Origin of the sequence: Streptomyces sp. adm13(2018) (assembly GCF_008042145.1) — a bacterium.
Classification (GTDB): Bacteria; Actinomycetota; Actinomycetes; order Streptomycetales; family Streptomycetaceae; genus Streptomyces.
The window spans coordinates 1-16,216 of sequence record NZ_RDBH01000036.1 but is presented as its reverse complement, the minus strand read 5'-3'; the positions used below and the strand labels follow the sequence as shown (position 1 = coordinate 16,216).

Genomic DNA, 16,216 nt, shown 5'->3' with positions numbered 1-16,216 from the left:
CTGCGCACCGGCGCCGTCCGGACCGGATCCGTCCCGCCCGCCGGCCACATCCACTGGGAGCGCGGCGGGGAGGCGGTCACGCGAGGTCGTACCGGAGCTCGGGGCGCTCCCAGTGGATGTGGCCGGCGGGCGGGACGGATCCGGTCCGGACGGCGCCGGTGCGCAGATAGAACTCCTCGGCGGGCGGGTGCGCGACGACCCGCACGGCCGTGAGCCCGGCGGCGGCGGCCTGCCCGGTCATGTGCTCCATGAGCAGCCGTCCGATGCCGAGGCCCTGGGCGCTGTCGGCGACGAACGCGAGGTCGAGTTCGGCGTCGTCGACGAGCAGCGCGTAGAACCCGAGCACCCGGTCGGTCGCGTCGACGGCGACGAAGACGGAGTGGTGCTCGATGTACGCACCACCGACCTGGTACCCCTCGACCATCGTGGCGTAGTCCCCCCGATAGGCCCGGGAGTTCCTGACCAGCCTGGTGAGGCGCTTGGAATCGTCGGCGTCGGCCCGCCGGACGGTGAACTCGGACATGCGGCGAGTATAGGGGTGATCTAGGCTTTCGATCCTTACGTTTTGGTCAAGGGCGAGACGCCCCCCGCCCCCGAGCCCGCCGGGCGGGACGCGCGGCCGCGCCCCGCCGGGCAGGACACTCAGCCGCCGCAGGCCCCCAGCTCGCCCGGATCGACCCCGTCGAGGCGGGCGGCCAGGGCGTCCAGGCGTTCGCGCAGGTCGCGGATGTCGGCGAGATCGAGGCCCGTCGCGGTGGCGATCCGGCGGGGCACGTCACGGGCCCGCTCCTTGAGCGCGGCCCCCTCGGCGGTGGGGCGGACGGTGACGGACCGCTCGTCCTCGGAACTGCGCCGCCGCTCGACGTAGCCCGCCGCCTCCAGGCGCTTGAGCAGCGGGGACAGGGTGCCGGAGTCGAGCCGGAGGCGCTCCCCGATCCCCTTCACGGGCAGCTCGCCGTGCTCCCAGAGCACCAGCATCGCGAGGTACTGGGGGTAGGTGAGACCGAGCTCCTTGAGCGCCTCGCGGTAGACGCCGTTGAACGCGCGGGTCGCCGCGTGCAGCGAGAAGCAGATCTGGTGGTCGAGCCGGAGGAAGTCCTCGTCCGGGACGGTGTCGAGCGTCTCCATGGCTCCAGGATACGCGAGGACCCCTCATGCGCGATTAAGTTGCACACAACTGAATAGCGCGCTACTAATAGAGGGCCACCGCAGCACACCCCTCCCGAGGACAGGAACGGACACCATGGACGCGATCTACACCGCCGTCGCCACCGCCAACGGCCGCGAGGGCCGCGCCGTCAGCTCCGACGGCCACATCGACCTCCCCCTCGCCCACCCCCAGGCCCTCGGCGGCGACGGTCAGGGCACCAACCCCGAGCAGCTCTTCGCCGCCGGGTACGCGGCCTGCTTCGCCAGCGCGATGAACCTGGTGGCCCGCCAGGAGAAGATCGACATCTCCGAGGCCTCGATCACCGCCGAGGTCTCCATCGGCAAGGACGCCGCGGACGGCGGCTTCGGCCTCGCCGTCGTGATGCGCGCCGAGTTCCCCGACCACCTCCAGGGCGAGGCCGGCGCGGCCCTGCTGGAGAAGACCCACGCCTTCTGCCCGTACTCCAAGGCGACCCGCGGCAACATCACGGTCGACCTCGTCGTCGAGTAGGTTCCTGTCGCTTCCTGTACGCCCCTGACGGTTCACCGATCGTCGGGGGCGTTCGCTTGTGAGCTCTTCCGTTCGAGCACGGGGGATTCGCCTGCCGTACGACGGGCAGTCATGGAACGGCCCCCGGGCAGTGGTTCCCGGGCGCTCTCCTGTGGGGCGCCCGTCGGACGGTCCGCCGGGCCGCCGCACGCGCACCCCCACCCGTGCCCCGTCCCGACCCGGAGGAGAACTCCCCCATGGCCGATCTCGACCGCCGCCGGTTCCTTCAACTCGCGGGCGGCGCCGCCGCGCTGACCATGCTCTCGGACAGCATCGCGCGCGCCGCCGCCATCCCGGCGCAGGGTTCCACCGGAACGATCCAGGACATCGAGCACATCGTCGTCCTGATGCAGGAGAACCGTTCCTTCGATCACTACTTCGGGGCGATGAAGGGCGTACGGGGCTTCGGCGACCCCCGCCCGGTCACCCTGCCCAGCGGCAAGTCGGTCTGGAACCAGTCGAACGGCACGAAGGTCACCCTGCCGTTCCGGCCCGAGAGCGCGAAGCTCGGCATGGAGTTCCTCCAGGGCCTCAACCACGACTGGGCCGGCGGCCAGAAGGCCTTCAACAAGGGCGCCTACGACCAGTGGATACCGGCCAAGACCCCGGCCACGATGGCGTACCTCACCCGCGAGGACATCCCCTTCCACTACGCGCTCGCCGACGCCTTCACCATCTGCGACGCCTACCACTGCTCGTTCATCGGCTCGACCGACCCGAACCGGTACTACCTGTGGACCGGCCACACCGGCAACGACGGCACCGGCGGCGGCCCGGTCCTCAACAACGCCGAGGCCGGCTACGGCTGGAAGACCTACCCGGAGCGGCTGGAAGCGGCCGGGGTGTCCTGGAAGATCTACCAGGACATCGGCGACGGCCTGAACGCGGGAGGCTCCTGGGGCTGGATCAACGACGCCTACCGCGGCAACTACGGCGACAACTCGCTCCTCTACTTCAACAGCTACCGCAACGCGCAGCCCGGCGACCCGCTGTTCGAGAAGGCCCGCACGGGCACGAACGCGAAGGCCGGCGACGGCCTCTTCGACCGGCTGCGCGCCGACGTCCAGGGCCGCCGGCTGCCGAAGATCTCCTGGATAGCCGCCCCGGAGGCCTTCTCCGAGCACTCCAACTGGCCCGCCAACTACGGTGCCTGGTACATCTCGCAGGTCCTCGACGCGCTCACCTCGAACCCCGACGTGTGGGCCCGTACCGCGCTGTTCATCACCTACGACGAGAACGACGGCTTCTTCGACCACGTCGTCCCGCCCTACGTCCCCGGCTCCGCCGCGCAGGGCCTCTCCACCGTCGCGACCGGCCTCGACCACTTCGCGGGGAAGACCGGCTACGTGGCCGGCCCGTACGGCCTCGGCCCCCGCGTCCCGATGCTCGTCGTCTCCCCCTGGTCCACCGGCGGCTACACCTGCTCCGAGACCTTCGACCACACCTCCGTCATCCGCTTCATGGAGCAGCGCTTCGGCGTCCGCGAACCGCAGATCTCCCCCTGGCGGCGGGCCGTCTGCGGCGACCTGACCTCCGCCTTCGACTTCACCCGCACCAACACCTCACCGGCCCCGCTGCCGTCCACCGGCGGCTACCTCCCGCCGGACCGGAACCGCCACCCGGACTTCCCCGCCACCGCCCCGGCGACCGGCACCATGCCCCGCCAGGAGCGCGGCCTGGCCGTCGCGCCCTTCGACGTCGAACTGGAGCTTGGAGCCCTCGACCGCGGTGAGGGTCGCGGTGAGGGTGACGGTCTCRCCCACGGGGGTGGGTGCCAGGTGGGCGGAGTCGTGGGTGAGACCGAGCGTCATGGACCCCTCGGGGAGGTCGTTCTCCAGCACCTTCATGGCCGTGATCTCGCCCAGCCAGAGCAGGACGGGGGTGGCCAGCACGTCGAGGCCGTTGCCCCAGTTGCTGGCGGCCTCCGCGGCGGTGACGGTGTGGGTGACGGTGGCCGTGGTGCCGATCAGGGCGGTGAGATCGGTCCCGGTGGTCGGGGCGGTCATGTCGGGCTTCCTCCTGGGGCGGTCGGTGTCGGCGGTACGGGCGGTGGGGTACGAGGACGCGGGCTCACGCGGCATGCTGGAGGGAGCGCATCTGGTTGAAGACGTTCTTGCGCTGCATCTCCGCGGTGCCGCCGGCGATCACGGCTCCCAGGGCGTCCTTGAGCGCCTTTGTGTGCGGGSCCTCCATGTAGCCGAGGTGGCCGTAGACCCGCAGGGCGGTCTCGGTGCCGAGCTTGAGGGTCTCCCCGGCGTGGTACTTGGCGACCGAGCACATCAGCGAGGCCTCCGGGCGCTGCTGGAGGAGAGCGTCCAGGGCCCCGTAGGAGACCCAACGGGTGGACTCCAGGGCGAACTTGGCGTCGGTGACCCGCCCCTGGACGTACTGGTGCTCGCCGATGGGGACACGGAAGGCGTGCCGCTGCTGGGTGTAGGCGAGGATCTCGTCGAGCATCGGGTCGAGGTAGGACGCCGCGAGGATGCCGTACAGCAGCCGGTCCAGGGCGATGGTGTCGTAGATGAGGTCGACGCCGCCGCCGATCTCCCCGAGGATGTTGCGGCTCTCCACCCGGACGTCGTCCAGGGCGATGGGGCCGGTGGGGCTGGTGCGGTTGCCCATCATGTCCTCGGGGGCCCCGCGGGTGACGCCCTGGGCGTGCAGGTCCACCAGGAACAGGGTGATGTCCCGCTTGCCCGCCTCGGGGACCCGGCCGAGGATCAGCGCGAGGTCGGCCGCCGGGCCGTTGGTGATGTGGTCCTTGTGGCCGGTGAGCCGGTAGGTGCCGTCGGGGGCGGAGGTCGCGGCGGACTTGATGCGGGTGACGTCGGAGCCGCCCGTGGTCTCGGTCAGCGCGGTGGCCCCGACCTCGCCGCCGAGCAGGCGCGGAATCCAGTACTGCTGCTGGTCGGGCGTGCCGTACGTGGAGATGGACCGGATGAGGCCGGCCTGGGCGACCATCGAGAGGCAGAAGCCGAGGTCCCGGCCGCCCGCGGCGACGCCCTCGAAGGCCGCGGCGAAGTCCCACCAGGTGCCGCCCGCGCCGCCGAGCTCCTTGGCCACCGGCAGCTTCCATATGCCGGCCGCGCTGAGTTCCTGCCAGGAGTCCAGGTCGAGACGGTGCTCGGTCGTGCAGTCGTCGGCGCGCTTGGCGACCGTGGTGGCCGCGAGGTCGTGGAAACGGGTGCGCAGCGCGGGGTCGGAGAAGTGCGTGATCACGTGCGGGGTCCTTCCGGTCGAACAGCTCGAACAGATGAGGGGTGAAGGGGGACTTCAGTGGGACAGGGCCGCGAGCTGCGGCGCCGCGACACCCGGCGGTGCCTGCTCGGTGCGCTCCACGGCCCGCTCCAGCCGGGCCAGCAGGTCGTCCACTTCGCCGTCACCGATGGTCAGGGGCGGGGCGACCATGACCGACTCGGTGACGGGGGTGACGCCGGCGGGGTAGAGCAGCAGGCCCTCCGCGCGGGCGTTCTCGACCAGGTCGAGCGAGGTGCCGGGGAAGCGGTCGGGGTCGGACTGCACGCCCAGGGCCAGTTGCAGACCCGCGCCGCGCACATCGGTGAGCAGACGGTGGCGGCCGGTCAGTTCGGCCAGCCGCTCCTGGAGCCGGGCACCAGTCCGGGCGGCCCTCGCCGGAATGTCCTCGCGTTCCAGGTACTCCAGTACGGCGGCGGACGTCGCGGTCGCCAGCGGCGCTCCGGCCATGGTGTGCCCGAACAGCACGCTGCCCAGCGGCGCGTCGAAGGTGGCGGCGACCCGGTCGGACACCAGGACGGCGGCCACCGGCACGAACCCCGCCGACAGGCCCTTGCCCAGCACCATGACGTCCGGGGCGATGCCCGCGTGGTCGCAGCCGAACCAGCGCCCGGTGCGGCCCAGCCCGGTCATGACCTCGTCCGCGACGAGCAGGAACCCGTGCTGGTCGGCGAGTTCCCGCAGCCTGACCAGGGTGCGGGGGTCGGTGGGCACCGCACCGGAGGAGGCCCCGCCCACCGGCTCGATCACCACGGCGCCGATGCGGTGCGGTCCGATCTCCGTGATGGCCTCCTCCCAGTCCTGGGCGTCCGCGCGCAGCGCGCCCTGCGAGGGGCGCACCCGGGCGACCGCCGTCTGGTTGGTCAGCAGCGGGGTGAGGTTCGTACGGCGCAGGGGGTGGCCGGAGGCGGCCAGGGCACCCGCGGTCATGCCGTGGTAGCTCGGCTCCTCGGTCAGCACCACGCACTGGAAGGGCCGGTAGGCGGTGGCGTGGTAGAGCGTCGCCAGGCGCAGGGCCGTCTCGATGCCCTCCGACCCGGAGTTGCAGAACTGCACCTGGTTGAGGTCACCCGGGGCCAGCCGGGCGAGGTTCGCGGTCAGCTCCTCCAGCGCGGGGGAGCGGAACTGGGTGCGGTAGGTGAAGCAGACCTCGTCGATCTGCCGGTGCATCCGCTCGGTGACCTCGGGAACGGTGTGGCCCAGGTTGACGTTGATGGCACCCGAGCAGCCGTCCAGGTAGGCGTTGCCTTCGGTGTCGTAGAGGTAGACGCCGTCGGCCTTGCTGACAGTGGGAAGCATGGTCTCTCCGTACGTGGGGTGGCGGTACGTGAAGGAGGAGGGCGCGCCGGTCGGGCGCGGGTGAGGTGCCCTCGGTCCGGGGTGGGCGGTGTCAGTACCAGGTGAGGACGACGGCGCCGGCGGTCATGCCGCCTCCGACGGACGCCAGCAGGATCCGCTCGCCGCGGGTGAACGGCTTGCGCGCGTGCTCGTGGGAGAGCGTGAGCGGAATGGAGGCCGCGGCGGTGTTCCCGTACTCGGGGGCGGTGAGCGCGAGCTTGTCCTGCGGTATGCCCATCTCCCGGCCCAGGGCTTCGACCAGCCGGGTGTTGCCCTGGTGGAAGACCACCCGGTCGATGTCGCCGACGGTGAGCCCCGCGTGGTCGAGGGCCTCGTTCACGGCCTTGGGGACGAACTGCAGGCCCCAGTCGCGGACCGCGCGCCCGTCCATCCGGAACAGGTGCTCGCCGTCCGCCACGCGCTGCGCGGTCAGCGGCTTACGGGTGCCGCCCGCCTCGACCCGTACCAGGGACGTGCTCTGACCGTCCGCCAGCAGGGCGACGGCGTGAATGCCGTACCCGTCGGGCACCGGCCCCAGAACGACGGCGCCCGCTCCGTCGCCGAAGAGGCTGACGGTCTTGCGGTCCGTCCTGTCCATGATCGTCGAGTACTTGTCGGCGCCCACCACCAGGGCGCACTCCCCGCCGTCCTGCTGGGCCAGCATGGCGCGGGCGGTCGCCAGGGCGTAGAGGAAGCCCGAGCAGACGGCGTTCACGTCGAACGCGGGGAGGACGGGCAGGTCCAGGCGCTGTTGCACCATGACGGCCGTGGCGGGCTGCGGCTGGTCGGGGGTCGAGGTCGCCGTGATCAACAGGCCGATACGAGTACGGAGCGACTCGTCCTCGAGTAAGGGAGCGGCGGCTTCCGCTGCCATCTCCGAGGTCGCCATGCCGGCCGGGGCGTAGTGCCGCTCCGAGATGCCGGTGCGGGCGGCGACCCACTCGGGATCCGTCCCGGCCCACTCGCTGATCTGCTCGTTGTCCACCACGGTGGGCGGCACGTAGCCGCCCACGGACAAGATCCCGATTCCCATCGGGGCTCCCCTCTGACGTCGTGCGCACCGTCTGGTCCCGGTGCGTCGCTGATGTTTACCCGTGTACTCGATAGCCGGTAAACGCAATCCTGCTGTCCGACGTGACGAAAGCGACGTTTGACGCACGGTCACCCGTGCCCGTGTCGCGACCAGTGCGAATGCGCACGGGGGCGGTGCCTGGTCCGGGAGGTGGTGCAAAAGGATCATTGCGGAAGTGACAAACACGCCGAGAGAAATCCGGCCTTCGCTGACGGTTGATCAACACGACGGGCGACGTCGGATCCTCAGCTCCCGGCCATGCGCGTGCCACACGCTGGAAAGGTGTGTCTGATAGGCCGCGAGGGGTCTTGGGGGCACGGCGAGTGCCGCGTCAGGGAGCCTCCGCCCTGATTCCCGTCGACCGAAACGCCGGTAGGCCCCCGAACTTATGGACGGCGGACTCACTCCTTCCGGTAGCCGGGGTCGGTTCACCGTCACGCCTGTCTGGCGGCACGGTTACGTAGGAGTACTCATTGAGCCGGGCCCGGAATCGAGGGCCACAGAAGACAGGTGACACATATGCGAACCGAGGCCGCCAAGCGGGTCGAACTGGTCTTCTCCCTCTTCGACGCCGATGGCAACGGAGTCATCGAATCCACTGACTTCGACCTCATGACGGGCCGTGTTCTGGAAGCGGCGGTCGCATCGGACGACGGTGCCAAGGACGCTGTCCGGGCCGCGTTCCGCCGCTACTGGACGACGCTGGCCACGGAACTGGACGCCAACGGCGACGGTGTGATCACCGTCGAGGAGTTCCGTCCGTTCGTGCTGGATCCCCAGCGCTTCGGTCCCACGATCGCCGAGTTCGCCGAGGCGCTGGCCGCACTCGGCGACCCGGACGAGGACGGCCTGATCGAGCGCCCGCTCTTCATGTCGCTGATGACGGCGATCGGCTTCGAGAAGGCGAACATCCACGCGCTCTTCGACGCCTTCGGCCCGGACGCCGAGGACCGCATCACTGTGGCTACCTGGGCCGCAGGCATCGAGGACTACTACGCTCCGGACATGGCCGGGATCCCGGGCGACGAGCTGGTGGCCGCCCGGGTCTGAGACCGCCCGTGAGCGGCCGTCCCGAGACGACCGTCCCGGGACGCTGCCGCGCGTGATCATGGAGATCGCTCGCCGTTCCCGGTCCTGGCGAGCACCCGGCCGGGTACGGGTGCTCGTCCTTGTCATGACGTCGTAACCGCCGCGGACGTCATGGCCGGGGCTTGTGCGCGAACACCCACCGGTTTCCCTCCAGCGCGTCGTTCGGCTCGGGGACGGGGCCTCGTCCGTGCTGGTGAGTGAAGTCGAAGGGCGTGTGCATCGAGGTGGACCAGCCCCTGGCCCTCAGGTGGCCCGCGGAGTCGGGTCGTGGGCCCGCGTCGAAGAGGCGGAGCAGGTCGATGCCGATCTGTTCGCGCGTCGCGGTGTAGATCGTGCTGTCGCGGTACGCCAGGAGGTTCTTCTCCAGCTTGGCCTCGAAGGCCAGAGAGCTGCCCGCGGTGGTCAGCCTGTCCACCGTGTCGATGAGATACGTCTCAGCGGGGCCCGGCAGGTAGAAGAGCAGCCCCTCGGCCAGCCAGACGCTCGGCACGGCCGGGTCGAAGCCGACCGTGGTCAGCGCGGTGACCCAGTCCGCGCGCAGGTCGACCGGTACCGGGACGCGTTTCACCCTCGGGGCAGCCGACAGGCCGGTGAGCACCTGCTGCTTGAAGGCCAGCACGCCCGCCCTGTCGATCTCGAAGACCACCAGGTCGGCCGGCCAGTCCAGCCGGAAGGCACGCGTGTCCAGCCCCGCACCCAGCAGGACCACTTGGCGGGCGGACGCACCGACCGCCTGGAGGAGGAAGTCGTCGAGGACCCTGGTCCTCAGGCCGAAGTAGCGGGCGAACCGCCCCCACAGCGGGTTGTCGTCCTTGTCCGGGACCTGCTCGATGCGTACCGGCCAGGAGGTGCACGCCGGGGCGGCGCGCACGAAGTGTTCCGCGTAGACGTCCTGGGCGAGGCTGTCGTGGCGGTGGGTCTCGATCGCCCGTGCCGCGGCGACCAGGAGGGCGGTCAGGCCCACACCTCCGTCCACACCGTCCAGCTCTGTCTGCTGCGGGGCCGTGCCGGGCATGTTTCCTCCGTCGGGAATCGCGGGTGCGGAGTTCGGGCTGTCTTTGCCGGGTGGGGGGCGCGGTTCCGCGCGCCCCGCTCATCGGCCTGTTCGCTCCGGGATCAGGACGGGTTTGACCACGATGCCCGCGTCGCAGTCGCGTTCGGCCTCGTTGATGTCGGCCAGCGGGTAGGTGCGGATCAGCTGGTCGAAGGGGAGGCAGCCGGCCGACCACAGCGTGGTCAGCCGGGGGATCAACAGTCCGGGGACAGCGTCCCCTTCGCAGATGTGACGGATGCTGCGGCCTCGGTCGAGGGTGCCCGGTTCGAGCGGCAGCGCGGTGTGAAGGCGCGCCACCAGGCCGAGGATGCCGGTGGGGCGCAAGGCCTGGAGCGCGTCGTTGATGAGCGGAGCCGAGGCCGTGGTGTCCAGGGCGTACCGCGCGCCGCCGCCGGTCAGCCGTCGGATCCGTTCGGGCAGTCCTGCCGTGTCGGCGGGCAGTGGGATCGCGCCGAACCGTTCGGCCGAAGCCAGCCGTTGGGGGTGCCGGTCGACGGCCACGGTCAGTACTCCGGCAGCGGTGGCCGCCATCACCGCGGCCAGGCCCACGGCTCCAGCGCCGAGGACCGTCAGGGTGTCGCCAGGGCCCGCGCCGAAGGTGTTCAGCACGGCTCCGGCTCCGGTCAGGAAGCCGCAGCCGAGGGGCCCGAGCAGTTCGAGCGGCAGCGCCGGGTCGACCCGGACGGCGTTACGAGCCGGGACGAGCGCGTACTCGGCGAACGAGGACTGGCCGAACCAACGAGGGGCCAACGCCTCCCCGGTGGCATCGGTGAGCCGCGGCACGTCCTCCTCGCGTCCTCCGAAGAGGTTGAGGGAGGCGAAGGAGTCGCAGTAGGCGGGAGCCGCGCCGAGGCAGTTGTGGCAGTGCCCGCAGGAGTCGAAGCTCAACACGACGTGGTCACCCACGTTCATCGCGGCGTCAGGGCCGCTGCCCGTCCGCACCACGACCCCGGAGCCCTCGTGGCCCAGCACGGCCGGGAGCGGGCTGCGGCCGGCGGACCGCCGGACCGCGAGATCGGTCCGGCACATTCCCGCACCCGCGATCTCGACCAGGATCTCGCCCTCGGCGGGTTCCGCCCGCAGGGTCACCTCCTCGACCGTGAACGGAGCCTCGTACGAGCGCAGTACAGCCGCCTGGAACTTCATCGTCACCCCTCCTGAGGACGGTGGACGACGAACGGCCGGAGGTTGCCGTAGAGCCCCCACGGTCCGCCCGCGACGCCGACGCCGCTGTCCTTGACGCCGGCGAAGGGCTGGGCGAGGGACAGTTCGGCGTGGTGGTTGATCCAGGCCGTGCCGCATTCGAGACGGTCCGCCACAGCCTCGGCCCGGTCGAGATCGGTGCCCCACACGGAGCCGCCCAGCCCGAAGCCGGTGCCGTTGGCCGCGTCGACGGCTTCGTCGAGGCTGCGGTAGGCCAGCACAGGCAGGACCGGTCCGAACTGTTCCTCGGTCACCACCGGACTGTCGGAAGGGACGTCCGTGAGGATCGTGGGGGCGAAGTAGTATCCCGGCCCGTCCAACCGGTGGCCGCCGGACGCCGCCCGGGCGCCGTCGGTCAGAGCCTGCTCCGTGATCCGTTCGACCCGGGCCAGCTGTGGGGCGTTGTTGACCGGTCCCAGCCGGGTTTCGGGGTCGAGACCGGGCCCGACGGCGACGGCCTTCGCGCGCTGAGCCAAGGCTTCAACCACCTCGGCGTGGAGCCGGGCCGGGACGTAGACGCGTTTGACCGCCATGCAGACCTGCCCGCAGTTCCGGAACGCCGCCCAGAACAGCCGGTCCGCGATCCGGTCCACGTCGACGTCGTCCAGCAGGACGGCGGCGTCGTTGCCGCCCAGTTCCAGGGTGACCCGGGCGAGCGAGGCCGCCGCCCCGGCGGTCACGGCCCGCCCGGTGGACACCGATCCGGTGAAGGTGACGTGGCGGATGCCCGGGTGGGCCGCGAGGCGGGCACCGAGGGGTTCCCGGCCGGTGATGACGGTCAGTACGTCCTCGGGCAGGACAGTGGCGAGGACGGACCCGAGCAGCCGGGTGGCGAGCGGAGTGAACGGCGACGGTTTGAGGACCATGGTGTTGCCCGCCGCGAGCGCGGGCGCGAACTTCGCCGCCGCGAGCTGGAGGGGAAAGTTCCACGGCACGATCGCGGCGACGGGCCCCAGGGGACGCCAGCGGATCTCGCTGCGCACGGGCCGTCCGTCGTCGATCCTGCGGGTCCGGGGCGCCAGGTCCGCGAAGTAGCGCAGGCGGGCCGCAGTACGAGCGACCTCCGCGTACGACTCGGCCAGCGGCTTGCCCTGTTCCCGGGTGAGCAGTCGGGCCAGGTCGTCGCCGGCCGTCTCCACGGCGTCGGCCGCGGCGTGCATCGCGACGGTGCGGGCCGCGGGATCCTCGCGCCAGCCGTGCCAGGCTCGCTGGGCTCGGGCGATCACGTCGTCCAGTTCGCCCGGCTGCTGGTCGGGGGCCTCGTCGAAGGTCTCCCCGGTGGCCGGATCCACGACGGAGAAGGGTACGGTCCGGCGTCCGGGGACGCTGCGGGCCTCATGTGTCGGCATGCCGGCGTTCAGTTCACGGCGGGGACGCCGACGGTGTGCTCCCGGGCGTGCCGGTCCATCTCCGCCCGGAAGGCCGCCACCAGATGCGGCTGGATCCGTCCGGTGTTGCGGTCTCCGCCTTCGCAGACGGCTCCCCGCACGCCCACGATGTCCGTGCCCATGCGGGTCAGCGGGCCGAGGTCGGCCTGAGTGACACTCCCGGCGAGGGCTGCGAGCAGACCGGAGGCGTGGGCCAGCCGTACGAACTCGGCACAGACCTCCGGTGGAACGTGGTCGAACAGCCGGGTTCCGTCCTTGATGGCGGTGTCGAGCATGGCCGCGTCGGCACCTGAGCGGGCGGCGATGTCGGGCAGGGCGAGCGGGTTGACGCAGCCGATGCGGTGGGCGTCGGCGTAGCCGGAGGCGACGACGAGCGCGTCCGGGCGGTGGTCCTTCACCGCCCGGACGACCGCGCGCATGACCTCGATGCCCTGCTCGGGCGTCGTGCATCCGTAGAGGCCGACCTTGATGTACGTGGCGCCGGAGACGACCGCGCCGAGCGCGGCCTGCGCCACCGTGCCGGGCTTGTACGGGACGTCCCCCACGGTGGCGGACACGGGCTTGTCCGCCGGCACCGCGTCGCGGATCTCCCGGATGACCCAGGGGAAGTTGGCTCCGAGCGAGCCCTCGTCGGGCTTCTTCACGTCGACGATGTCGAGGTGCTCCGCCGCCTCTGCGCAATCGAGGGCTTCCTCGACACTGTCCGGGGAGATGAGAAGCAACACCACTGAACTCCTTCCGCCGCATGTCCACCTGACCGAGGGACAGGGGTGCGGTTCGCCTGGTTCATGTGCGGTGCGCTCATCATTTCCGTTGCCCCGTGACCACAGGTAGGGCGCACGGGGTTGATCGGGGTGCTCACCCCGGCGCGCGGTGCGCCGTGCATACCGGGATGAACCGCTCCCGCCGGCACCATGGCCGCGAAGAGTCGAGGACCAGTACGTGCCGGAGCGGCACTTCTGCCCTGCGCCGGACGATGGTCCGTCGCGGCTGGGCCGTTGGTAGGAGCCCGTGCGGGCCCGACGGCCACTCCATGCCCTCCGCGCGCCCGCTTGCGGACGATGTCGCTGATTCGTCCGTAGGAAGTCATGAGAACGCGGAACGGGGGCACAGGAGCGGCAGAGAGAGGACGCCCCCACACGGCCGGAGAATGCCGGCCGTTGACGAGAGAAGGATGCTTCCATGTCGCAGGTCGAAGAGTCCGTCGAGGTCGACGTCCCCGTGCGTACCGCCTACAACCAGTGGACGCAGTTCGAGTCGTTCCCGCACTTCATGGAGGGCGTGGAGCGCATCGAGCAGCGCACCGACACGATGACGCACTGGGTCGCCAAGGTCGGCGGGGTGACCAAGGAGTTCGAGGCGGAGATCACCGAGCAGATTCCCGACGAGCGGGTCGCGTGGACGACCCTGAGCGGCGAGGTCAAGCAGGCCGGCGTCGTCACCTTCCACCGGCTGGAGGAGAACAGGACGAAGGTGATGCTCCAGCTGGACTACGACCCCGACGGCTTCAAGGAGAACGTCGGCGACAAGCTCGGCCTCGTCAAGCGGCAGATCACCGGCGACCTGAAGCGGTTCAAGGAGTACATCGAGGACCGCGGCCGCGCGAGCGGCTCCTGGCGCGGCGAGGTCTGAGCGCAGCGCCCTGGTCGAGCACCGGCCTCCCCTGAAAGCCTCTGAGCCCCGGGCCGCATCGGTCCGGGGCTCAGGCCGTCGCCGGCCTCTGCGCGAGGCACACCCCCGACCGCATCGGCTCCGGGGAGGGTTCTGGACAGCGCCCGGTTCCGGCCACCCCTGGGAGGGGGCGGGGCATCGTCAGAGACGGTGTTCCTCCGCCGACCCGGGTGGACCCGTTCGCATGTGATCCGCGGTCGGGCGTACGGTCGAAGGACCGGGCGCGGTTCCGGGCGGATCGGGCCTGGAGGCAGCGCGGTGCAGACCCTTCGTTTTGACAGCAGCGACCTGGAGGCGACCGAGGCGTTCATGTCCCGGGCGTACACCCCCATGCGGATCGGCGGCCGGCCCCGCGACACACGTGCCCGCGTCGTGCGCACGGCGACCGAGAGGATCAGTGTCGACAGGCTGGCACTCGACTTCACGATGGCCTACGACGCCGGAGCACTGGACCGGATCACCCTGCTGACCCTCCACACCGGCACCCTCGCGGACATCACCGGGGGCCGTGACGAGGTGTACGGCCCGGGCGAGTCGTTCCTGATCACCCAGCCCGGCCGGCCCTACGCCGGCGAGGTCCGCGCGGCCCGCTACACGGTCACCATGTTCGACACCGACCTCCTGACCGAGGTCGCCGTCACCGGCGCGCGCACCCGGGGGCCGGTCGTCCTCACCGGCAACCGCGCGGTCGACCCCGCCGCCAACCGGCGCCTGGGCGCCACCGTGGCGTTCCTACGGGACCACGTCCTCGTCGACCCGGACGCCGGCAGTCTCGTCGCCGCGACCGCCGTCCGGCACCTCGCCGCCGTCACCCTCGCCTGTCTGCCGAACTCCGCGACGGGCGAGGAGCCCGACCGGGTCGACAGCCGAGACGCCGGCGGCGCGACCCTGCGCCGGGCCGTCGCCTTCATCGAGGACAACGCACACCGGGACATCGGCCTCGCCGACATCGCCGCCGCCGCGTACGTCACCCCTCGGGCCGCCCAGTACGCCTTCAGCCGCCATGCCGGCACCACACCGCTCGGATACCTGCGCCGGGTCCGTCTCGGCCGTGCCCATGCCGAGCTGAAGGCCGCCGCTCCGGGCGCCACCATCATCAGCGCCATCGCCATGAAGTGGGGCTTCGCGCACCAGGGCCGCTTCGCCGCCGCCTACCGCGACGCCTACGGCGTCCCGCCGTCCGCCACCCTGCGCGGCACCGACGCCTGATCCGCCGCCGACGCCGGACGGCCGCCACCCCCGTGCGCCGCGCACCATGAGTCCCGGACGTGGAACGAACAGCCGTAGCCTCCTGAGCGAAGACTCGCGGCCATATGGCGTCGTGAGGTTTTCCTCCGGCGGATACGGGGGCACCTGGTTGTATCGGGCAGCCGACGACGCTGCCGGGGAGGTCGGCCTCCTCATGACCGGAGGGAAGACCGACGACCCGGACACCGCACGCCCGCCGACGGAGCGCGGTTCCGCAGGCCTTCCCGCCGGCTGATCCAGCCGGTCACCCCCTTCCACGATCCCCTTCGACCGAGGCCTCGCGCATGACGCCCACCGGAACGGGCAAGGGCCGTGTGCCCCCTCAAGGAGAACGACCGATGCTGATGGCGCACCCCGCGGTACTCAAGGACCTCGTGGACCGGTACGAGAGGCTGGCCCTCCTGCATACCGAGACGGGAGCGGCCGAGGTGCGGCGGAAGCTGGAGGACGCCGCCTACACCCTGTGCGTGACGACGGGCGTCAAGGATCCCGAGGCGGCCCTGCTCGCCGCTCGTGCGGGCCTGTCCGGCACGTCTGCCGAGAACGACCCCTCGAGGACGGCGCGACGGGCCGACTCCCGCACCGGGGCGACGTCCCGCCCCGACGGAGCGCCCGCCCCGGCCGAGGGCCTCCAGGGCGCCGGACAGGAACCGCCCGCACCGGGAGGACCGGCCCGGCCCGCAGCAGAACGGACCGTCCGGTCGCTCCGCCGAGACACGGTGCGGGTGGCCTCTGTGCCGGCCGGACACGTCTACGTGCGGCACTGCGCCGACCCGGACGGGGCGGACGGGGTCCTACGGCTGGCCGACCCGCGACCCAACGGGGTGCCGAGCACCTCGCAGCGCTGGTGGCCGCCCGTGATGCTCGACCCGGACTGGGTGGACGCGCACCACGAGGAGTTCGACGTCTTCCACCTCCACTTCGGGTTCGACGCGCAGGGGCCCGACGCGCTCGCCGCCCTCGTGGCCGCCCTGCGCCGCCACGGCAAGCCGCTCGTCTACACCGCGCACGACCTGCGCAACCCGCACCAGGCCGACCCCGGCCCCCACCTGGCGGCTCTGGACGTGCTGGTCCCGGCGGCCGACCGGCTGATCACGCTGACCCCCGGCGCGGCGGCCGAGATCGCCGCCCGGTGGAACCGCACGGCCACCGTGCTACCCCACCCGCACGTGGTGCAGCCGCGCCTCCTCAGCCGCCCC

Annotated in this window: 15 protein-coding genes and 1 pseudogene; 6 read left to right on the top strand and 10 right to left on the bottom strand. The window is 71.5% G+C overall.

Features of this window, described 5'->3' with window-relative positions; genetic code table 11:
• Positions 1-76: 76 nt before the first annotated feature.
• Together EAO70_RS03280 and EAO70_RS03275 are read right to left on the bottom strand one after the other, a co-directional pair.
• Positions 77-523: a GNAT family N-acetyltransferase gene (locus tag EAO70_RS03280; protein ID WP_148001525.1), complete on the bottom strand. Its 447-nt coding sequence runs from the start codon at positions 521-523 to the stop codon at positions 77-79.
• Positions 524-642: 119 nt separating this feature from the next.
• Entirely contained in the window at positions 643-1,128 is a 486-nt protein-coding gene (locus EAO70_RS03275; RefSeq protein ID WP_148001524.1) for a MarR family winged helix-turn-helix transcriptional regulator, read from the bottom strand.
• Between the two features lie 115 nt (positions 1,129-1,243).
• Between EAO70_RS03275 and EAO70_RS03270 the strand changes: the two genes are divergently transcribed.
• Together EAO70_RS03270 and EAO70_RS03265 are read left to right on the top strand one after the other, a co-directional pair.
• Positions 1,244-1,660, top strand: a complete 417-nt coding sequence (locus tag EAO70_RS03270; RefSeq protein WP_148001523.1) for an organic hydroperoxide resistance protein — start codon at positions 1,244-1,246, stop codon at positions 1,658-1,660.
• Positions 1,661-1,896: 236 nt separating this feature from the next.
• Positions 1,897-3,375, top strand: a pseudogene (locus EAO70_RS03265) (phosphocholine-specific phospholipase C); the annotation flags it as partial.
• Here EAO70_RS03265 and EAO70_RS40200 read toward each other — a convergent pair.
• The 4 genes from EAO70_RS40200 to EAO70_RS03250 all read right to left on the bottom strand — a co-directional run bounded on the left by EAO70_RS40200 (position 3,262) and on the right by EAO70_RS03250 (position 7,325).
• Positions 3,262-3,705, bottom strand: a complete 444-nt coding sequence (locus tag EAO70_RS40200; RefSeq protein ID WP_410091000.1) for a thioesterase family protein — start codon at positions 3,703-3,705, stop codon at positions 3,262-3,264. The pseudogene EAO70_RS03265 and the gene EAO70_RS40200 sit on opposite strands and share 114 nt — an antisense overlap.
• A 64-nt stretch (positions 3,706-3,769) precedes the next feature.
• Entirely contained in the window at positions 3,770-4,918 is a 1,149-nt protein-coding gene (locus EAO70_RS03260) for an acyl-CoA dehydrogenase family protein (RefSeq protein WP_148001522.1), read from the bottom strand.
• Positions 4,919-4,972: 54 nt separating this feature from the next.
• On the bottom strand, positions 4,973-6,253 hold the full coding sequence (locus EAO70_RS03255; RefSeq protein WP_148001521.1) for an aminotransferase class III-fold pyridoxal phosphate-dependent enzyme: 1,281 nt from the start codon (positions 6,251-6,253) through the stop codon (positions 4,973-4,975).
• A gap of 91 nt (positions 6,254-6,344) precedes the next feature.
• Positions 6,345-7,325 carry a 3-oxoacyl-ACP synthase III family protein gene (locus tag EAO70_RS03250; RefSeq protein WP_148001520.1) on the bottom strand — a complete coding sequence of 327 codons (981 nt, stop codon included), beginning with the start codon at positions 7,323-7,325 and terminating at the stop codon, positions 6,345-6,347.
• Between the two features lie 558 nt (positions 7,326-7,883).
• On the opposite strand from EAO70_RS03250, the gene EAO70_RS03245 reads away from it, so the two are divergent.
• Complete coding sequence (locus EAO70_RS03245) at positions 7,884-8,414, top strand: EF-hand domain-containing protein (protein WP_148001519.1); 531 nt, start codon at positions 7,884-7,886, stop codon at positions 8,412-8,414.
• A gap of 148 nt (positions 8,415-8,562) precedes the next feature.
• Here EAO70_RS03245 and EAO70_RS03240 read toward each other — a convergent pair whose 3' ends face one another.
• From EAO70_RS03240 to EAO70_RS03225, 4 genes are all read right to left on the bottom strand, one after another.
• Positions 8,563-9,468 carry a class I SAM-dependent methyltransferase gene (locus EAO70_RS03240; protein ID WP_148001518.1) on the bottom strand — a complete coding sequence of 302 codons (906 nt, stop codon included), beginning with the start codon at positions 9,466-9,468 and terminating at the stop codon, positions 8,563-8,565.
• Positions 9,469-9,546: 78 nt separating this feature from the next.
• Positions 9,547-10,653 carry an NAD(P)-dependent alcohol dehydrogenase gene (locus EAO70_RS03235; RefSeq protein WP_148001517.1) on the bottom strand — a complete coding sequence of 369 codons (1,107 nt, stop codon included), beginning with the start codon at positions 10,651-10,653 and terminating at the stop codon, positions 9,547-9,549.
• A gap of 2 nt (positions 10,654-10,655) precedes the next feature.
• Positions 10,656-12,059: an aldehyde dehydrogenase family protein gene (locus EAO70_RS03230; RefSeq protein WP_148001516.1), complete on the bottom strand. Its 1,404-nt coding sequence runs from the start codon at positions 12,057-12,059 to the stop codon at positions 10,656-10,658.
• An 8-nt stretch (positions 12,060-12,067) separates the two neighbouring features.
• Positions 12,068-12,823 carry a (5-formylfuran-3-yl)methyl phosphate synthase gene (locus EAO70_RS03225; RefSeq protein ID WP_148001515.1) on the bottom strand — a complete coding sequence of 252 codons (756 nt, stop codon included), beginning with the start codon at positions 12,821-12,823 and terminating at the stop codon, positions 12,068-12,070.
• 457 nt (positions 12,824-13,280) lie between these two features.
• Between EAO70_RS03225 and EAO70_RS03220 the strand changes: the two genes are divergently transcribed.
• The 3 genes from EAO70_RS03220 to EAO70_RS39955 form a co-directional block, all read left to right on the top strand.
• Positions 13,281-13,730: an SRPBCC family protein gene (locus EAO70_RS03220; RefSeq protein WP_148001514.1), complete on the top strand. Its 450-nt coding sequence runs from the start codon at positions 13,281-13,283 to the stop codon at positions 13,728-13,730.
• A gap of 297 nt (positions 13,731-14,027) precedes the next feature.
• Positions 14,028-14,978, top strand: a complete 951-nt coding sequence (locus tag EAO70_RS03215) for a helix-turn-helix transcriptional regulator (RefSeq protein WP_148001513.1) — start codon at positions 14,028-14,030, stop codon at positions 14,976-14,978.
• A 377-nt stretch (positions 14,979-15,355) separates the two neighbouring features.
• The coding region (locus EAO70_RS39955) for a DUF5133 domain-containing protein (RefSeq protein WP_315986203.1) at positions 15,356-16,216 on the top strand (861 nt) is incomplete at its 3' end.